Raw genomic sequence first — 16,053 nt, forward strand, 5'->3', positions numbered from 1 at the left:
CAACCTCTTTCAGGATCTGCTGTGCCATGTTAGAGTTTAACGCTTTGTAGTTAGGGCTGTTCTTTAAAAGAGTGTAATTCTTTTCGTATTTTAAAAACTCGCCCTCAGAAAAGTAATACTGTCTTACATTGTAAATGGCTTCATTGGCAAGATTCTTTGCTATATGGCACAGTTCTCTTATAGTTCTGTAATCTTCCTTTGAAAGACGCTTTACTTGTTGTTTTACGGTAAGATGCATACAGCTTTCTCCTTTCTAAAGACTCGGAAATAGGATTTCCTGTATGTATATTATACCATATATTTTACTGATATTTATTCTAGTAAAATATATATTCTAACCGTCATTCATCCCACGGTCTAAAGGCACGTGGGTTTTCTGTCGGGAACTTTATAAAAAAATCTCTCATGAGAGAGATTAATCAATCTTTAATAAGAACGAAATAAGCGCACAAATTGCACCCATGATAAAGGCATGGTTTCTAAAGAGATTAAATGGTTTTCTTAATTCTTCTCTTCCATTTCCAGCAATAGAGATCACAAAAGGTGTAATCATATACGTGATAGCTACTACAAACCAGAACATTCCCATATCTCTAAATCCACCGGCAATTGTGGAATACATCTTGAATATGGATGTTTCATCCTGTGCTGAAACGACAAGCCATGATGCAAACATGAAAATAAGTGATACCATAAAGCATCTTTTGACATAGTCGTAGATATCATCATAATTAGGTAGCTTGACTGGCTTAAACAATGAAACAATAATCATGACAAGCAAGGCAATCACTGCCGAAGCATTAATGAAATTGATGATTTTAGCTAAATTATAAAACAATGAAAACATAAGTACCTCCTACAGTGACTTTGTTAAGTTGGTAATATTTTTAATGATAATTTCAATCATCTTAGAAAGATTCTTGAAGATCAATGCGAAGAAGCGTACAACCATATTATTGTTAAACTGAATATTAAAGAAATAATTGTACGTATTAACAAACAAATGCCATATCGATGAATAAATATTATGAGCAATCTTTCCGATGCCATTGTAGTAGCCATTGACTATATACATGACAACAGAGAACAATAAACAAATAACACTTATAATCTGCAAGATCTTTGTGGCTTTATCTACAATAGGATAATGTCTCTTATGATTAAGTTCCTCACTTAACTTCCTTACAGAATCAGATATTTCTGCTTCTTGTGCACGTCTTCTATAAGGAACTTGTTCGTGCTTATCTTCAAGAGGAAGATCTGCTCTCTTCATGATTCGTGTAAAATCACTCTCCGATTCTTCTTTCACGCCAGCGTGTTTTAAAGCTTCAGATATTTCAAAGTTTGTCGCCTTATGACCACACTGCGAGCAGAATGTTTCACCTATTCTATTTTTATGTCCACACATCTCACATGTCCAGAACATCTGATCCATAGCTACTTCTCCTTTAGTTTAATAATAACTATTAAACACAAATATGAAATTTAATCAAGCGGTAAAGCGTTTACATGAAAATATAACTTTATTTTTTACCAAAACAAAACTATAATGAACGCGGTGATATATATTATGGATGAAAAAAAATATTTAGAATGTGAAAAATATTATGTATTCTTATTACTGATTTTTGTTGCAGGATTTTATGGGGGATTTACAATTTCAGTAAAAGGTGGTTCATTTGCCAATGCTCAGACTGTTAATATTGCTCTTCTTGGCATTGCCATTGGAACAAGGAATTTCAGTAGTGCATTGTCCATCTTTTTATCAATTGGTGCTTATTTTATCGGTACAATTATTTCTGAACAGGCAGCCTGGCTTATCAGCAAGAAACGTCTATTAAGATGGGATACCATTTTAGTATTTTTAGATATGCTTGTCATTACGACATTGGCTATTGCGCCTATTCATACACCGGCCTTGATATATTCTATTACCATCAACTTCTTATGTGCAATGCAATTTAACACATTCAGAAGTGCTGAAGGCATCGGAATGGCTACCATCTTTATTACTAATCATGTAAGACAGACTGGCAGCTTCTTTACAAGATGGATGAGAAAGCCATATGAAAAGACTTATCTTAAAAAATGGACAAGACATGGCGGAATGGTTGTTTCTTTCTGTTTAGGTGCTGCCTTTTGTTCGCTTCTTGGACTTAAGTTCCATACAAAAGTTTTATTATTTGCGGATATTCCATTATTTATAATCTTTATTAATCTGCTTCGTGCTGATCTTACAACTGAACGTCTTCTTCTTGGCAAGAGAGTTCCAAGTGGACATTAATAATTAAAAAAAGAGTCAATAACGAAAGTTATTGGCTCTTATTTTCTTTTATGTTTAGCAAGTTTTTCTAATGCATCCTTAGCTGCATGCTGTTCTGCTCGCTTTTTGCTTGTTCCTTTTCCTCTACCAAGAACAGTTTCTTCAGTCATTGCTTCAATTTCAAAGATTGGTGCATTGGCTGGTCCTGTTGCACTGACAAGACGATATTCTACAGATTTTCTTTCATCAGCCTGAATAAGTTCCTGAAGTCTTGTCTTGTAGTCTCTGATATCATCATAATCATCAAGATCTTTAACATGCTTAAAGACAGTTCTCTCTAATATCTTGATAACTTCATCTTTACCACAATCAAGATAGACAGCACCCACAAATGATTCAAAGATATCACATAGAACACTTGAACGTTTTCTTCCACCAGTACGTTCTTCTCCTACACCAAGAAGAAGAAGGTCATCTAGTCCAAGTTCAACCGCAAAACGAGATAATGATTCTTCTCTTACAAGCTTACTACGCAATGTTGTTAGTGATCCTTCTGGATAAGAAGGAAACTTGTTAAAGATATAATCAGAAACATAAAGCTGTAAGACAGCATCACCCATGAACTCTAAACGTTCATAATCACGAATGTTTCTTGAAGCTTCATTAGCATAGGATGAATGTGTGAAAGCTTCCTTATAAAGAGATAAACGCTTAAAAGGAATACCTTCTTTTTGCAAGAAATCTAATATTTTCACTTACTCCAATCCCTCTTTCATCTTTTCTACAACATCATTTTCTACCATTGTATAGGCAAGTTCCATCGCACTTCTAAATGCTTTAGCATCAGATCCACCATGCGCTTTTACGATAGCTTTAGTGAATCCCATCATTAGGGCTCCCCCTACTGATTTATAATCAAATTCTGATAGACTTGATTTTAATGAACCTTTTGCAAGAAGTGCCCCAATCTTGCTTAATGTAGAAGAAAGCAAACCATTCTTGACAATCTTCATGACTGTAAGAGCTGTACCTTCCATTGATTTTAATGCGATATTGCCACTAAATCCATCTGTTACGACAACATCTACATCACCATCTAATAATTCTCTACCTTCAATATTGCCAACGAAGTTAAGTGATGAATCTTTAAGAAGCTTATAGGCTTCCTGATGCATTTCATCGCCCTTATGGTCTTCTGCACCAATGTTCAATAAGGCAACCTTAGGCTTATTAACACCTCTTACAAGTTCACTATATAAAGAACCCATAAGACCAAACTGCTTCAACTGTTCAGCAGTGTTTTCTGAGTTGGCACCTACATCTAGAAGACAAGTTCCTCTTTTATTTAAAGTAGGCAATGTGGCCATAAGACATGATTTTTCAACACCCGCAATTCTTTTTACAAAGAGCATCGCACCTGTATAGAAGGCACCTGTTGATCCACATGAGACAACCCCATCTACTTCGTTATTACGTGCCATCATCAATGCCTTTACCATTGATGACTCTTTCTGTCTTCTTACACCAAGAGGACTGTCTGTCATCTTAACAACATCTCTGGCATCTACAATTGTAATATTATCAAAAACACGCAATGCTTCTAATTCTTCTTTTTTTCCTGTCACAAAGAGTTCTACATCCTTGTGATCTTTTGCAAAACCTTCACAAGCTTCAATGACAGGTGCACACCCTAAGTCACCTGACATAGCATCAATAGCTAATTTCATTTGCATTCACCTCATTGGCGATTATACCACAGTTAATCCACATATTCATTACCTGTTTTTATATTTTGTTTTATGACTGAAAGATATTCACTATATTCATTATACTTATAATAGCTTTCAATCATCTCGATTGCATCGTTTCTTGCCATTCTCAATAGATCAAAGTCCTTGATTGCATCACCTAAAACAAACTGGTTAACCCCACTTTGTCTTTGACCCAATACTTCCCCTGGACCTCTGATTTCTAGATCATACTGTGAAATCTCATAGCCATCCGTATGATTTTCCATAAACTGAAGACGATCAATCGCTTCCTTATTTGTCGCATTTGACAACAGGTAACAATAAGACTGTTCGCCTCCCCTGCCAACACGACCTCTTAACTGATGAATTGATGACAAGCCAAAACGCTCAGCATCATAGATGATCATCATATTTGCATTCTTTACATCAATGCCTACCTCTACCACGGTAGTAGAAACAAGAATTTGGATCTTTCGATCATGAAAATCATTCATGACCTGTCTTTTTTCTTCTTCTTTCATGTTTCCATGCAATAATCCTACCTGATAATGACCTTTAAAATAACGACTCATTGCGTCATAGACCTGAGTTGCACTTTTTAAAGGATAATCTTCATTATCTTCAATCATGGATGTAATGACGTAGACCTGTCCTCCTTCATTAAGATAAGAAATCAGATGAGAAAGAAAAGGCTTCATGCTGTTGCCTTTAAAATACTTCGTCTTCACCGGCAGTCTTCCTGCTGGCATAGAATGAATTTCTGATACATCCATATCTCCAAAGATAGCTAAAGCCAATGTACGCGGAATTGGTGTTGCTGACATTAACAGAAAATCCACATTCTTTCCTTTATTCTTTAAAGCCTGTCTTTGTCTTACACCAAAACGATGCTGTTCATCAGTGATGACTAATCCTAAGTTCTTATAATTGACCTTTTCTTGAAAAAGCGCATGTGTCCCAACAATTATATCTATTTCCCCTTGTTCGAGCTTTTCATAAATATCTTCTTTTTCCTTTATAGAAAGTGATCCAACAAGAAGCGCCAATGAAAGATCTGTATTTTTAAAGAAAGACTTCAATGTCTCATAATGCTGAGTGGCAAGCACTTCCGTTGGTGCCATCAATGCTCCCTGGTAATGTGACAAGTAGTTTGCATATAAAGCAAGTGAACTTACAACCGTCTTTCCACTTCCTACATCTCCCTGTAAAAAGCGATACATCATGGCTGGCTTTTCAATGTCCGCAAAGATTTCTAGACAAGCTTTCTGCTGGTCGATAGTGAGCTTAAATGGCAATGTCTTAATAAATGCATTCATCTCCTGATGTGAGAATATCTTGGCAATGCCTGCTTCTTGTTCTCTTTCTAATTTAATATACTGCATCGTCAATTGAAACTTGAGGAACTCTTCATATTTAAGATGCTTCATCCCCTCTATCATTTCTTCCTTGTTCTTAGGGAAATGGACTTTCATAAGAGATGCATATTTATCTTTAAAGCCATATTTTCTTTTATAGTCAAGTGGTACGAAGTCTTCTAGTTTATCACCGATAAGCGATAAAGCCTTCTTTACATATCCAGAAAACATCTTATCCGTCATTCCTTCTTTTAAAGAATAGACAGAATGCATTCCTTTTTGTTCATCCAGCCCCTTTAATAAAAGCTGACTTGCGGTAATGCGATGACCTTCTTTTTTCCCAATGATAGTGACAATCTTTCCTAAAGAAAGATGCTGTCGTAAAAAGTGTCTATTGAAGATCGTCACAGTATATTCTTCATTCTTGATAAGAACCTTAACACTTAATCTAGATAGTCTTCCCTTGAAGAACACTTTCGCATTTTCTAGCACAGTTCCTTCTGCGATAACTTTATCATCCTCAAAGCATTCTTCTATTTCATCATATCTATAAGGAAGGTGCATCACGACATCCTGCAAGGTAGAAATGCCCATTTCTAAAAAAAGAGATTTTCTCTTTTCACTTGTTGTAAGTTTCTTCAATTCATCCATATGCACACCTCCTTTTTCAACTATTATATATTATTTTGACAAGATTGAAAAATATACCTACACTATTGATAGGTGATTATATGAAAACAATTCTTTTTATCAGCATTCAGCTGCTTTTATCTACAGTACAATATTTTTCAATCTATCGTTTCTTCCCTTCTCTTGCAAAGCATGTTTCTTTGCATGAACTAGGTGAAATTGATTATCCTGAAAGCAGTGATTTCAATAAGACATTGGGCTATGTTTTTATGATATTCACTTTTGTTTGTACTTGTCTTATTTTCATCTTATCAGGACTCAATGAGCATTCTTTCTTTACCATTGTATTTCGTATGCTTTCTATTTTTATTTGTGCTGAACTCTACGATGATTTTATTCTTGATGATCTTCTTATCAATAAAATATATCGATGGGTCTATAGAAGATATATGCATAAAGAGGCAACAGGAAGATGTCATCATCAAAGAAATGGACAGGAACTTATCCGTGTTCTTCTTGGAATCCCCGCCATTACCTTTCTCGCTTTGCTTATATCACTTATTTAGTTTGATTTATTGACATATTTTCATGAATTCATATAATTATAGTGTTTGTAAGAAAGAGGGGATGAATTTGGTTTATTTAGATTATTGTGCAAACGCTCCAGTAGAACAACAGGTTCTAGATCGTTTCTATGAAGTCACTAAAAACATCTATGCAAATCCTAATTCTATTCACAAGCTGGGACGTGAAGCAGAGGATCTTTTAAATAAGAGCGCTGATCACATTGCGAACTATTTCAATGTGACAAGGGATGAATTGATTTTTACTTCAGGCGCAACTGAATCCAACAACCTTGCGATTAAAGGAATTTGCGAGAGATACAGAAATAAAGGAAAACATATTATCATTGGTTCTATGGAACATAACTCACTTGTTTCTAGTGCTATGCGCATGCAGGAAATGGGATTTGAAGTAGAACTAGCTCCCGTCGATCAAGATGGACGTATTGATCGTGATGAACTAGAATGGATGATCAGAGATGATACCATCCTCGTAGCCATTGCGGCAGTAGATAGTGAGCTTGGCATTAGACAGGATATTGAAGGATTAGCTTCATTCTTGAAGAATTATCCTCAGCTTTATTTTCATGTAGATGCTTCTCAGGCTATTGGGAAAGTTGATATCAACTATGATGATGTCGATCTCATCACCTTTACTCCTCATAAATTTGGTGGCATCAATGGTACTGGTGTTCTTGTCAAAAAGAAGAACATCGGCTTAAAGATCCAGATGGATGGCGGAAAGAGCACTTCCATCTATCGTAGTGGGACACCGATGCTTGCCAATGTTGTTGCATGTGATGTTGCATTAGATTTGGCAATGACTCATCAAAAAGAAAGAGAAGTCTATGTCAAGAAGCTACAGACCAAGATTTTAGAGTTCCTATCTTCTTATGAAATGATTCATATTAACAATACGCGCTATTCAGATGCGTATGTCGTCAATTTTTCTGTCAAATCAGTACGTGCTGAAGCTTTTAGTGAGATGCTTGAGCAACATGAAATCTATCTTTCTACAAAGACTTCATGTTGTCCTACAAATGCACCAAGCAAGATTGTCTTTGCTTTAACTAAAGATAAGAAGCTTGCTAGTACATCATTAAGATTAAGTCTTTCTTATATGACGACAGAAGAAGAACTTGATGCTTTCTTTAAAGCATTTACAATTTGTTATAAGGATATATTTGAAAATGGATAAGATTAAAGAAATAGAAAGAAGTATTATCAAAACATATCGTAAAGCCATCTGGAGACCTTTCTGTAAAGCTGTCACTGAATATGAACTGATTCAGGAAGGCGATAAGATCATGGTCTGCATCAGCGGTGGAAAAGATTCAATGCTTTTAGCGAAATGTATTCAGGAAATTCAAAGACATGGAAAGGTTCACTTTGAAGCCCATTTCGTCTGCATGGATCCTGGATATAATGAATACAACAGAGGAATCATCGAAGATAATGCCAAGCTTATGGGCATTCCACTAGAAGTCTTTGAAACAGATATCTTTGATTCTGTTTCCGGTGGTGCATTTAAACAGCCTTGTTACTTCTGTGCCAAGATGAGACGTGGCTATCTTTATAAGCATGCGCAATCTATTGGCTGCAATAAGATTGCCCTTGGTCATCATTTTGATGATGTTATTGAAACGACATTATTGTCAATGTTCTATGGTTCAGAAATCAAGACTATGATGCCTAAGCTTCATAGTGATCACTATGATGGATTAGAAGTTATTCGTCCTTTATTTAAGGTCAGAGAAGAAGCAATCATCAATTGGAGAAATGCTAATGACTTGACATTCATCAACTGTGCCTGCCGCTTTACTGAAGGCTGCTCACTTATTGATGATGGTACAAGCAAACGTAAAGAAATGAAGACACTTATCAAGCGCATGGAAAAGAAAAATCCAAAAGTAGCGCAGAATATCTTCATTGCGATGCATAATGTCAATCTTGACTGTGTGATGAACTGGAAAAAAGATGGTGAAACATACAGTTTCCTTGATGAATACTACGAAGAAGAAAAATATAAAGCTGTGGAAGAAATCGAAAGATTCTAATCCACAGCTTTTCTTTATGCTTTACGTGTATTTTTCCATATCAGCAATACCACTGGCAAGATGATATAGCTGATCACTACTGCAACAATCGCAGCAATATTTAAGACAGATGTTCCATCTGTTGAAACAATACTAAATTGTGAAACCCAGTCAAACTTGATGACTAAGAATAATGAGAAGATGATGGCAGCTACAGGAATAATGACATCAGTTGCAAAGTTCTTTGTAGCAGAGAGTACTTCTTCTTTATTAAGATTAAAGTAGAAAACAATGACACTTAATGGGACAACCAAGAACTGGATGAAACGAGAAAGTGAACTTAATATCATGATATTAGCCATATCATAAAATGGAATAATTTGATGGGCTTTAGAAATCATTAATAAGAAAAGACCAGCTACTGAACTCATCAGCATATTAAGCTGACCAATACGATCAGAGATGAAGCCACCAATGATTCTTCCTCCCGTGTTGAATAAAGCCAAGATGGAAACAGCCATCGCCCCATCTTTAATGATAATGCCAAGACCTAATATCTTGAAGGCATTAGGAACACCGGCATTCGCTATGATACGATTGGCAATCAGAGGAACAATGACCGAACTTAATCCATAAGAGGCTGTTGTAATACCACCTACAAGACCTCTTTTATCTGGGAAGAACTTCACGCAACAATTGCTGACAACACAGCCATAGGTAAGTCCCATTGCTAATCCACAGGATAAGCCAAATCCCCCATCAGCATTATTTTGCTGTTAGAAAAACCTGAAATGATCATTCCTAGACCAAACCAGATACTGCCAACAATAATAAGAACGCTTGTTCCCACTTTTTTTATGAGCTTTCCTCCCCCAATCAAGGTAATGGGTCCTACCGCAAGAGAGAAGACAATGGATAATGAGCTACCGCTCATTTTGTAACAGTCTATGTCAATACAGCACTTCCTCTAAAAGAAGAAGTGCTGTATATAAAAGAAAACATAGATCTTTTTGATCTCTACAATACAATCTCTGATCTTTTAAGTAAATATGACCGTATTATGCAAAGCAAGCAGGCCTTATTTAGTGTATTGCATGCTGGAAATGGGTTAGATGATCTCTGTTCAATTACAAAAAGATGATATCTATCAAAATCCTTTTGCCCTTCAGCATGATATCTTCTTTAAGAATCTATTATCTTCTCACTTTGATACACAAGAAGAAATTAAACAGGCGATAATTGAATTGAAGATGAAGCCACAAACAAAGTATTTCTTTATTGTCAGTGGATTTGTAGATGTAAGACACAAGCGTCTTCCTTCTAACTATTACTGGATTCAATTGAACTCAATATTTAGAAATGCTCTTACCAATATTGATGGGAATTATTTTATTACCTTAGTTTCTTCTAATGACTACAATAAGTATCTCTCTTCAATAAAGACACGCTTTGATTCTTTCTTGAAGATGAATCTTATGAAAGCTGCTATCAGCTATAGCTTCACTAATCTTCTTCATGCCAATATCTATGCCTCTCAATCTATTGAACAGCTGAAATACAATTTAATTAGATATGATGAGAATGTTACCTATAACTACAGTGAATTCTATTTTACTCATATTTTCTATTTGAGTAATCGTCAAGATGAAATGAAAGCTTCTATTCATCCTGCCATCAAATTAATAGGTATGATAAAAAGAAGAAGACAGAATATCTTAAGACCTTGACGACTTATTTGAAATGTAATCGGAATGCTCCTGAAACAGCTAAAGCGTTATTTATTCATAAGTCAACGTTGTTCTATCGTTTTTCTAAGATGAAAGATCTCTTTCATATTAATCTAAAAGATAGTGATGATCTCTTTTCTTATGAGTATTCTATTAAACTGTTATCCTTATTGATTGAATAAAAAACCCCTTAATAGACATCTGTCTATTAGGGGGTTTATATTATTCTACACCAATAATAAATGAATAAACTGGCTGAAGACCATCGATCATTTCTAATTCAGCATCTTCATATGTTTCTTCAATATATGCTTGTGCTTCTTCTTTTTCTTCGTCAGTGACATCTTCACCACAGATTAATGTGATGATTTCTGAATCGTCATCGACTAATCCTTCTAATGATTTCTTTAAAGCATCCATCTTTTCTGGTACACAGGCAGTAATTGTCTTATTGCAAAGAGCCATATACTGGTTAGCTGTTACTTCTACACCATCAATGTTTGTATCTCTTACTGCGAATGTAACCTGTCCTGTTTTCACGTTTTCCATAGCATCTTTCATTTCTGAAACATTATCTTCTAATGATGCTTCTGGGTTAAACATGATACAAGCTGACAATCCCTGAGGAATTGTCTTAGTAGGAATAACGATCACATCGATTTCGTCTTCTAAGACAGTAGCAGCCTGCTGAGCTGTCATAACGATATTAGAGTTATTAGGCAATACGATAACATGTTTAGCATGTACACCTCTGATTGCTTTAACAAGATCTTCTGTAGCAGGGTTCATTGTCTGTCCACCTGATACGACATGATCACAGTGCAATTCTTCGAATGTTGCTTTAATACCGCTTCCTGCAGCTACTGAGATGACCGCAATGTCCTTTTCAGGAACTTCTTCGACAATCTCTTTCTTTTCTACATCTTTAGCATTAGGGTTTTCAATATCTACTGTTAAGAATTCACCAAAACGCTGAGCAATATTTAAGGCATTACCTGGCTTTTTAGTATAAAGCTTAGCTCTTACGATATTGCCATCCTGAACGATTGTAATACGTTCTCCTGGAATTCTTTCTAATTCATTCTGGAAGTTTTCTGCATTAAAGGCACTTTCTTTTCCTTCAGCGATATCAAGCATAAATTCTGTTCTATAGCCAAAGTTAGCCTTGATGCCAGCTTTTTCAGCTCTTTCAAGAGCCTGCTGATTTTTAACTTCTTCTTCATTAATATCAACACGTTCAATTTCTTCACCAGCTAATGCTGACATGAAACCAGTCAATACTAATAATAGCCCTGCTCCACCTGAATCGACTACGCCAACTTCTTTTAAAACTGGCAATAATTCTGGTGTACGATCCAATGATTCATTAGCTGCTTTAACGAAGTATGAGAAATAATCTTCGATTTCCATATCTTCTGTTACATAAGCCTTAGCCGCTTCTGCAGATTCTCTGATGACTGTAAGAATAGTTCCTTCAGTAGGTTTCATTACGGCCTTATAAGCCACTTTTGATCCTTGCATGAAAGCATCTGCTAAATCGTTGGCATTAGCAGTTTCTTTTCCTTTTAAGGATTTAGAAACACCTCTAAAGATCTGAGAAAGGATAACACCTGAGTTACCTCTTGCTCCCATTAATAATCCTTTAGATAATGTTTTTGCAATTTCATCAACTCTTTCACTCTGTAGACGTTCAACTTCAGTTGCTCCACTTGTAAAAGTTAATGACATATTAGTACCAGTATCGCCATCAGGTACTGGGAATACATTTAACGCGTCAATTTCAGGATGATTGTTATGGAGAACAGTTGCCCCAGTGACAATCATCTGTCTAAACATTTTTCCGTCAATGATTTTCATAACTTCCTCCATTAATCCATGACTCTGATACTTTGTACATAAACATTAACTGCTTCAATATTAATGTCCAATGTTTTTTCAAGAACGTATTTTACTTTTTTCTGAACTTCATATACGATTTCAGAAATCTTTACGCCGTATCCGACAATTACATATAGTGAAATAATGGCACCTGTTTCACCATTTTCAACTTTTATACCTTTTGAATAGTTTTCTTTCTTAAGAAGATCATAGATCCCATCGATCATCTTCTGGCTAGCCATTCCAACTACCCCGTAACATTCAGTGGCAGCTCCACCACAAATAGTTGCAATAACATCATTAGATAATTCAATATGTCCAAGTTCTGTTGATTTTTGAATCATAATTATCCTCCTCTACCATTATGTTTGATATTTAAAATATTTTTTCTAACATAATATGCGTTTTTATTATAAAGTATGGCTATTAAAAAGGCAACAAAGATAAGATTATTTTATAATTTGAATACTCTCATTTCTATTTAAATTATGATTTTTTTCGCAAAAGTAGTTGCAATTTCTAAATTGCAATGGTATTATGTCAAGGTATGTGAAAGCTTAAGAGGTGGTGAAGAAAATGTCAAGAAAAAGTCAGTTAAGTGGTAAAGGACCTATGACAGGTAACAATCGTTCTCATGCATTAAACGCTACTAGAAGAAGATGGAACGTTAACTTACAGAAAGCAACTATCATTATTGATGGTAAGCCAACTAAAGTAAAACTTACAGCTAGAGAATTAAGAACACTTAGAAAAAACGCTAGATAATAGAAGCAAGGATATGCAGTGCATATCCTTTTTTCTATATATAAGCACAAAAAAGAAGGCCTAAGCCTTCTTTTTATAATTTAAATGATTTTTTGAACTGATCAAAGATGCTAGATTTCTTAGAGGCATCCTGTAATTTCTTGTAAAGTTCCTTTTCTTGTTTAGTGAGCTTAGTTGGAACCTTAACTTTAACAGTGACATACTCATCACCGTAAGTATTTCCTCTTAATGATTTAACACCTTTACCTTTTAATCTTAATGTAGCACCTGGCTGTGTTCCTTCTGGAATAGTCATGCTGACATCACCATAAACAGTTGGGACATCCACCTTGCATCCTAATGCGGCATCAGCAGGAGAAATCGGTACTTCAATTGCGATATTATCTCCCTGTCTTACAAAGTGTTTATGTGGTCTTACATAGATTTCTACATATAAGTCACCATTAGGTCCACCGTTGATTCCTCTTCCACCTTTTCCTGGTACTCTTAACTGCTGATGAGTATTGATACCTGCTGGAATTGTTAATTCTACAGTGATGTTCTTATTGTTATATCCTTTTCCTTTACAATCAGGACAGATCTTCTTAATTTTCTTACCTGTACCATTACAATCTGGACAGGCAGCTTCTCTTACGACTGTACCAAATGGTGAACGCTGCTGCATTCTGACTGTACCGCTACCACCACAGCGAGAACATGTTTCTACATCCTGTGGAGAAGCTGCACCTGAACCATGACATGTTTTACATGGTTCATCGAAATTGATTCTGATTTCTGTCTTTTTACCTTTAATGGCATCCATGAAATCAATTTCAAGCTGCATAAAGCGATCTTCACCTTGACGAGGACCAGTTGGTCTTTGTCTTCTTTGACCTCCGCCAAAGAATGAACCGAAGATATCACCTAGATCGACATCATCGAAGCCACCGAATCCGCCAAATCCACCACCGAATCCGCCAGCGCCTCCGCCATTTTGATCAAAGGCAGCATGTCCATAACGATCGTAGGCTGCTTTCTTATTTGCATCGGAAAGGACATCGTAAGCTTCCTGTACTTCTTTAAATTTTTCTTCAGCATCCGGTGCCTTATTGACATCTGGATGATATTTTTTGGCAAGTTTACGATATGCACGTTTGATGGTAGTTGCATCAGCACTCTTATCTATACCAAGCACTTCATAATAATCTCTTTTATCTGCCATCATTGAACCTCCTTATAATATAGTAGAAAGCCAAGGTCCCCCTTGGCTTATATTTTTAGTTCTTTTCAGTGAAATCAGCATCTACAACATCATCATTGTTATTGTTGGCATTTGTAGCACCTGCATCCTGAGTAGCACCGCCCTGTGCATTCTGATACTGATATGCTGCCATCTGCTGAGCCATCTGTTCTAATTCATTCATACGAGATTCAAGAGTAGCCATATCGTTAGCATCTAAAGCTTTCTTTAATTCATCTCTTAATGATTCAGCCTGAGCTTTCTGGTCTGCAGAAATCTTATCTCCCTGAGTAGCCAATGATTTATCAATTTCATTGATCATCTGTTCAGCTTTGTTCTTAGTTTCGATATCTTTCTTCATCTTTTCATCTTCAGCCTTGTTAGCTTCAGCTTCTTTTACCATTCTATCGATTTCTTCATCACTTAAACCAGTTGAGTTCTGAATAGTGATAGACTGTTCTTTGTTTGTCTTCATATCTTTTGCTTTAACGTTAACAATACCGTTTACGTCGATGTTGAAAGTGACTTCAATCTGAGGAACACCTCGTGGAGCTGGTTCAATACCATCTAACTTGAATAAACCTAACTGCTTGTTATCTTTAGCCATAGATCTTTCACCCTGTAATACGTTGATATCAACAGCTGGCTGATTATCTGCTGCAGTTGAGAAGATCTGTGATTTAGTAGTTGGGATAGTTGTATTTCTTTCGATTAATACAGTCATTACACCACCCATAGTTTCGATACCTAATGATAATGGAGTAACATCTAGTAATAATACGTCTTTAACATCACCAGCGATGACACCACCCTGGATAGAAGCACCCATAGATACAACTTCATCAGGGTTAACTGACTTGTTAGGTTCTTTTCCTAATAATCTCTTAACTGATTCCTGTACAGCGATGATACGAGTAGAACCACCTACTAATAATACTTCATCAATTTCTGATGGCTGCATACCAGCATCAGATAATGCCTGTCTTACAGGTCCTTCAGTTGCTGAAACTAAGCTTGAAGTTAATTCATCAAATTTAGCTCTAGTTAATGTCATATCTAAATGTACTGGACCATTTGCACCAGCTGAGATGAATGGTAATGAAATCTGAGTCTGCATCATACCAGATAAATCTTTTTTAGCTTTTTCAGCTGCATCTTTAACACGCTGCATAGCCATGTTATCAGAAGAAAGATCGATACCCTGTTCTTTCTTGAATTCTGATACCATCCAATCCATTACAGCTTTATCAAAGTCATCCCCACCTAAGTGGTTGTTACCAGCAGTTGCTAATACTTCGAAAGTACCGTCTGCTAAGTCTAGGATAGAAACGTCGAATGTTCCTCCACCTAAGTCATATACAAGAACTTTCTGTTCTTTTTCAATTTTATCAATACCAAATGCTAATGCTGCTGCAGTTGGTTCGTTGATAATACGTTCTACATCTAAACCAGCAATCTTACCAGCATCTTTAGTAGCCTGACGCTGTGCATCATTGAAGTATGCAGGAACAGTGATAACTGCTTTAGTAACTGTTTCACCTAAGTAAGATTCAGCTGTTTTCTTTAAGTTCTGAAGAATCATAGCTGAAATTTCTTCTGGTGTATAATCTTTACCATTTACATGTTCTTTATAAGAAGTACCCATATGTCTCTTGATTGAAGACACTGTTTCTGGGTTAGTGACAGCCTGTCTCTTAGCTGCTTCACCAACAATAATTTCTCCGTTCTTGAATGCAACAACTGAAGGTGTAGTTCTAGCCCCTTCTGCATTTGCAATTACTTTTGCTTCTCCGTTTTCCATTACAGAAACGCATGAATTTGTAGTACCTAAATCAATACCGATAATTTTACTCATAGTCTTATCCT

At 36.0% G+C, this 16,053-nt stretch carries 19 protein-coding genes; 7 read left to right on the plus strand and 12 right to left on the minus strand.

Features of this window, described 5'->3' with window-relative positions:
* The 3 genes from T513_RS0103175 to T513_RS0103185 all read right to left on the minus strand — a co-directional run.
* The coding region (locus T513_RS0103175; protein WP_029071313.1) for a hypothetical protein at positions 1-238 on the minus strand (238 nt) is incomplete at its 3' end.
* A gap of 177 nt (positions 239-415) precedes the next feature.
* On the minus strand, positions 416-847 hold the full coding sequence (locus tag T513_RS0103180; RefSeq protein ID WP_029070630.1) for a hypothetical protein: 432 nt from the start codon (positions 845-847) through the stop codon (positions 416-418).
* Positions 848-856: 9 nt separating this feature from the next.
* Complete coding sequence (locus tag T513_RS0103185; protein WP_031588905.1) at positions 857-1,435, minus strand: zinc ribbon domain-containing protein; 579 nt, start codon at positions 1,433-1,435, stop codon at positions 857-859.
* A gap of 135 nt (positions 1,436-1,570) precedes the next feature.
* Here T513_RS0103185 and T513_RS0103190 point away from each other — a divergent pair, with 135 nt between their 5' ends.
* Positions 1,571-2,284 carry a YoaK family protein gene (locus T513_RS0103190; protein WP_035876533.1) on the plus strand — a complete coding sequence of 238 codons (714 nt, stop codon included), beginning with the start codon at positions 1,571-1,573 and terminating at the stop codon, positions 2,282-2,284.
* A gap of 38 nt (positions 2,285-2,322) precedes the next feature.
* Here T513_RS0103190 and rnc read toward each other — a convergent pair whose 3' ends face one another.
* From rnc to recG, 3 genes are read right to left on the minus strand one after another with little or no spacing between them, the layout of a single operon-like run.
* Entirely contained in the window at positions 2,323-3,018 is a 696-nt protein-coding gene (rnc, locus tag T513_RS0103195) for a ribonuclease III (protein ID WP_029070633.1), read from the minus strand.
* Positions 3,019-3,990: a phosphate acyltransferase PlsX gene (gene plsX, locus T513_RS0103200; protein WP_029070634.1), complete on the minus strand. Its 972-nt coding sequence runs from the start codon at positions 3,988-3,990 to the stop codon at positions 3,019-3,021.
* 32 nt (positions 3,991-4,022) lie between these two features.
* On the minus strand, positions 4,023-6,020 hold the full coding sequence (recG, locus tag T513_RS0103205; protein ID WP_031588909.1) for an ATP-dependent DNA helicase RecG: 1,998 nt from the start codon (positions 6,018-6,020) through the stop codon (positions 4,023-4,025).
* Positions 6,021-6,100: 80 nt separating this feature from the next.
* Here recG and T513_RS0103210 point away from each other — a divergent pair, with 80 nt between their 5' ends.
* The 3 genes from T513_RS0103210 (at position 6,101) to T513_RS0103220 (ending at position 8,619) form a co-directional block, all read left to right on the plus strand.
* On the plus strand, positions 6,101-6,565 hold the full coding sequence (locus tag T513_RS0103210) for a hypothetical protein (RefSeq protein WP_031588910.1): 465 nt from the start codon (positions 6,101-6,103) through the stop codon (positions 6,563-6,565).
* 67 nt (positions 6,566-6,632) lie between these two features.
* The gene (locus T513_RS0103215; protein ID WP_031588911.1) at positions 6,633-7,760 is read left to right on the plus strand and encodes a cysteine desulfurase family protein; all 1,128 of its coding nucleotides are present in this window, start codon (positions 6,633-6,635) and stop codon (positions 7,758-7,760) included.
* Positions 7,753-8,619: a tRNA 2-thiocytidine biosynthesis TtcA family protein gene (locus T513_RS0103220; protein WP_035876536.1), complete on the plus strand. Its 867-nt coding sequence runs from the start codon at positions 7,753-7,755 to the stop codon at positions 8,617-8,619. The genes T513_RS0103215 and T513_RS0103220 overlap by 8 nt, the downstream gene beginning before the upstream one ends.
* A 14-nt stretch (positions 8,620-8,633) precedes the next feature.
* Here T513_RS0103220 and T513_RS0103225 read toward each other — a convergent pair whose 3' ends face one another.
* Both T513_RS0103225 and T513_RS0103230 read right to left on the minus strand, forming a co-directional pair.
* Positions 8,634-9,326, minus strand: a complete 693-nt coding sequence (locus tag T513_RS0103225) for an MFS transporter (protein WP_031588914.1) — start codon at positions 9,324-9,326, stop codon at positions 8,634-8,636.
* Positions 9,327-9,328: 2 nt separating this feature from the next.
* Positions 9,329-9,532, minus strand: a complete 204-nt coding sequence (locus tag T513_RS0103230) for a hypothetical protein (RefSeq protein ID WP_031588916.1) — start codon at positions 9,530-9,532, stop codon at positions 9,329-9,331.
* A 178-nt stretch (positions 9,533-9,710) separates the two neighbouring features.
* Between T513_RS0103230 and T513_RS11680 the strand changes: the two genes are divergently transcribed.
* Entirely contained in the window at positions 9,711-10,325 is a 615-nt protein-coding gene (locus T513_RS11680) for a hypothetical protein (protein WP_031588917.1), read from the plus strand.
* Positions 10,326-10,333: 8 nt separating this feature from the next.
* Positions 10,334-10,507, plus strand: coding sequence for a helix-turn-helix domain-containing protein (locus T513_RS11915; protein ID WP_162176416.1), 174 nt, complete (start codon positions 10,334-10,336; stop codon positions 10,505-10,507).
* 40 nt (positions 10,508-10,547) lie between these two features.
* On the opposite strand, the gene T513_RS0103240 is transcribed toward T513_RS11915, so the two are convergent.
* Both T513_RS0103240 and T513_RS0103245 read right to left on the minus strand, forming a co-directional pair.
* A complete protein-coding gene (locus tag T513_RS0103240) occupies positions 10,548-12,182 on the minus strand; it encodes a DAK2 domain-containing protein (protein WP_031588919.1) in 1,635 nt (544 codons plus the stop codon).
* An 11-nt stretch (positions 12,183-12,193) separates the two neighbouring features.
* Positions 12,194-12,547, minus strand: a complete 354-nt coding sequence (locus tag T513_RS0103245; protein WP_029070641.1) for an Asp23/Gls24 family envelope stress response protein — start codon at positions 12,545-12,547, stop codon at positions 12,194-12,196.
* A gap of 232 nt (positions 12,548-12,779) precedes the next feature.
* Here T513_RS0103245 and rpmB point away from each other — a divergent pair, with 232 nt between their 5' ends.
* Positions 12,780-12,968 carry a 50S ribosomal protein L28 gene (gene rpmB / locus T513_RS0103250; RefSeq protein ID WP_029070642.1) on the plus strand — a complete coding sequence of 63 codons (189 nt, stop codon included), beginning with the start codon at positions 12,780-12,782 and terminating at the stop codon, positions 12,966-12,968.
* 73 nt (positions 12,969-13,041) lie between these two features.
* Here the strand turns inward: rpmB and dnaJ are convergent, their stop codons facing one another.
* Both dnaJ and dnaK read right to left on the minus strand, forming a co-directional pair.
* Positions 13,042-14,169, minus strand: coding sequence for a molecular chaperone DnaJ (gene dnaJ, locus T513_RS0103255; RefSeq protein ID WP_031588921.1), 1,128 nt, complete (start codon positions 14,167-14,169; stop codon positions 13,042-13,044).
* A gap of 55 nt (positions 14,170-14,224) precedes the next feature.
* Positions 14,225-16,042 (minus strand): molecular chaperone DnaK, encoded by a 1,818-nt coding sequence (dnaK, locus tag T513_RS0103260; RefSeq protein ID WP_029070644.1) that lies wholly within the window; start codon positions 16,040-16,042, stop codon positions 14,225-14,227.
* Positions 16,043-16,053 lie beyond the last annotated feature (11 nt).

The organism is Kandleria vitulina DSM 20405, from assembly GCF_000702065.1.
Taxonomy (GTDB): domain Bacteria; phylum Bacillota_I; class Bacilli_A; order Erysipelotrichales; family Coprobacillaceae; genus Kandleria; species Kandleria vitulina.

Coding starts and splice junctions, on each gene's coding strand:
- T513_RS0103190 (WP_035876533.1), top strand. CDS start 1,571: ATGGATGAAAAAAAATATTTAGAATGTGAAAAATATTATGTATTCTTA.
- T513_RS0103180 (WP_029070630.1), bottom strand. CDS start 847: ATGTTTTCATTGTTTTATAATTTAGCTAAAATCATCAATTTCATTAAT.
- recG (WP_031588909.1), bottom strand. CDS start 6,020: ATGGATGAATTGAAGAAACTTACAACAAGTGAAAAGAGAAAATCTCTT.
- T513_RS0103240 (WP_031588919.1), bottom strand. CDS start 12,182: ATGAAAATCATTGACGGAAAAATGTTTAGACAGATGATTGTCACTGGG.
- T513_RS0103245 (WP_029070641.1), bottom strand. CDS start 12,547: ATGATTCAAAAATCAACAGAACTTGGACATATTGAATTATCTAATGAT.
- T513_RS0103225 (WP_031588914.1), bottom strand. CDS start 9,326: ATGGGACTTACCTATGGCTGTGTTGTCAGCAATTGTTGCGTGAAGTTC.
- plsX (WP_029070634.1), bottom strand. CDS start 3,990: ATGAAATTAGCTATTGATGCTATGTCAGGTGACTTAGGGTGTGCACCT.
- T513_RS0103230 (WP_031588916.1), bottom strand. CDS start 9,532: ATGAGCGGTAGCTCATTATCCATTGTCTTCTCTCTTGCGGTAGGACCC.
- T513_RS0103185 (WP_031588905.1), bottom strand. CDS start 1,435: ATGGATCAGATGTTCTGGACATGTGAGATGTGTGGACATAAAAATAGA.
- T513_RS11680 (WP_031588917.1), top strand. CDS start 9,711: ATGATCTCTGTTCAATTACAAAAAGATGATATCTATCAAAATCCTTTT.
- T513_RS0103210 (WP_031588910.1), top strand. CDS start 6,101: ATGAAAACAATTCTTTTTATCAGCATTCAGCTGCTTTTATCTACAGTA.
- T513_RS0103220 (WP_035876536.1), top strand. CDS start 7,753: ATGGATAAGATTAAAGAAATAGAAAGAAGTATTATCAAAACATATCGT.
- dnaK (WP_029070644.1), bottom strand. CDS start 16,042: ATGAGTAAAATTATCGGTATTGATTTAGGTACTACAAATTCATGCGTT.
- dnaJ (WP_031588921.1), bottom strand. CDS start 14,169: ATGGCAGATAAAAGAGATTATTATGAAGTGCTTGGTATAGATAAGAGT.
- rpmB (WP_029070642.1), top strand. CDS start 12,780: ATGTCAAGAAAAAGTCAGTTAAGTGGTAAAGGACCTATGACAGGTAAC.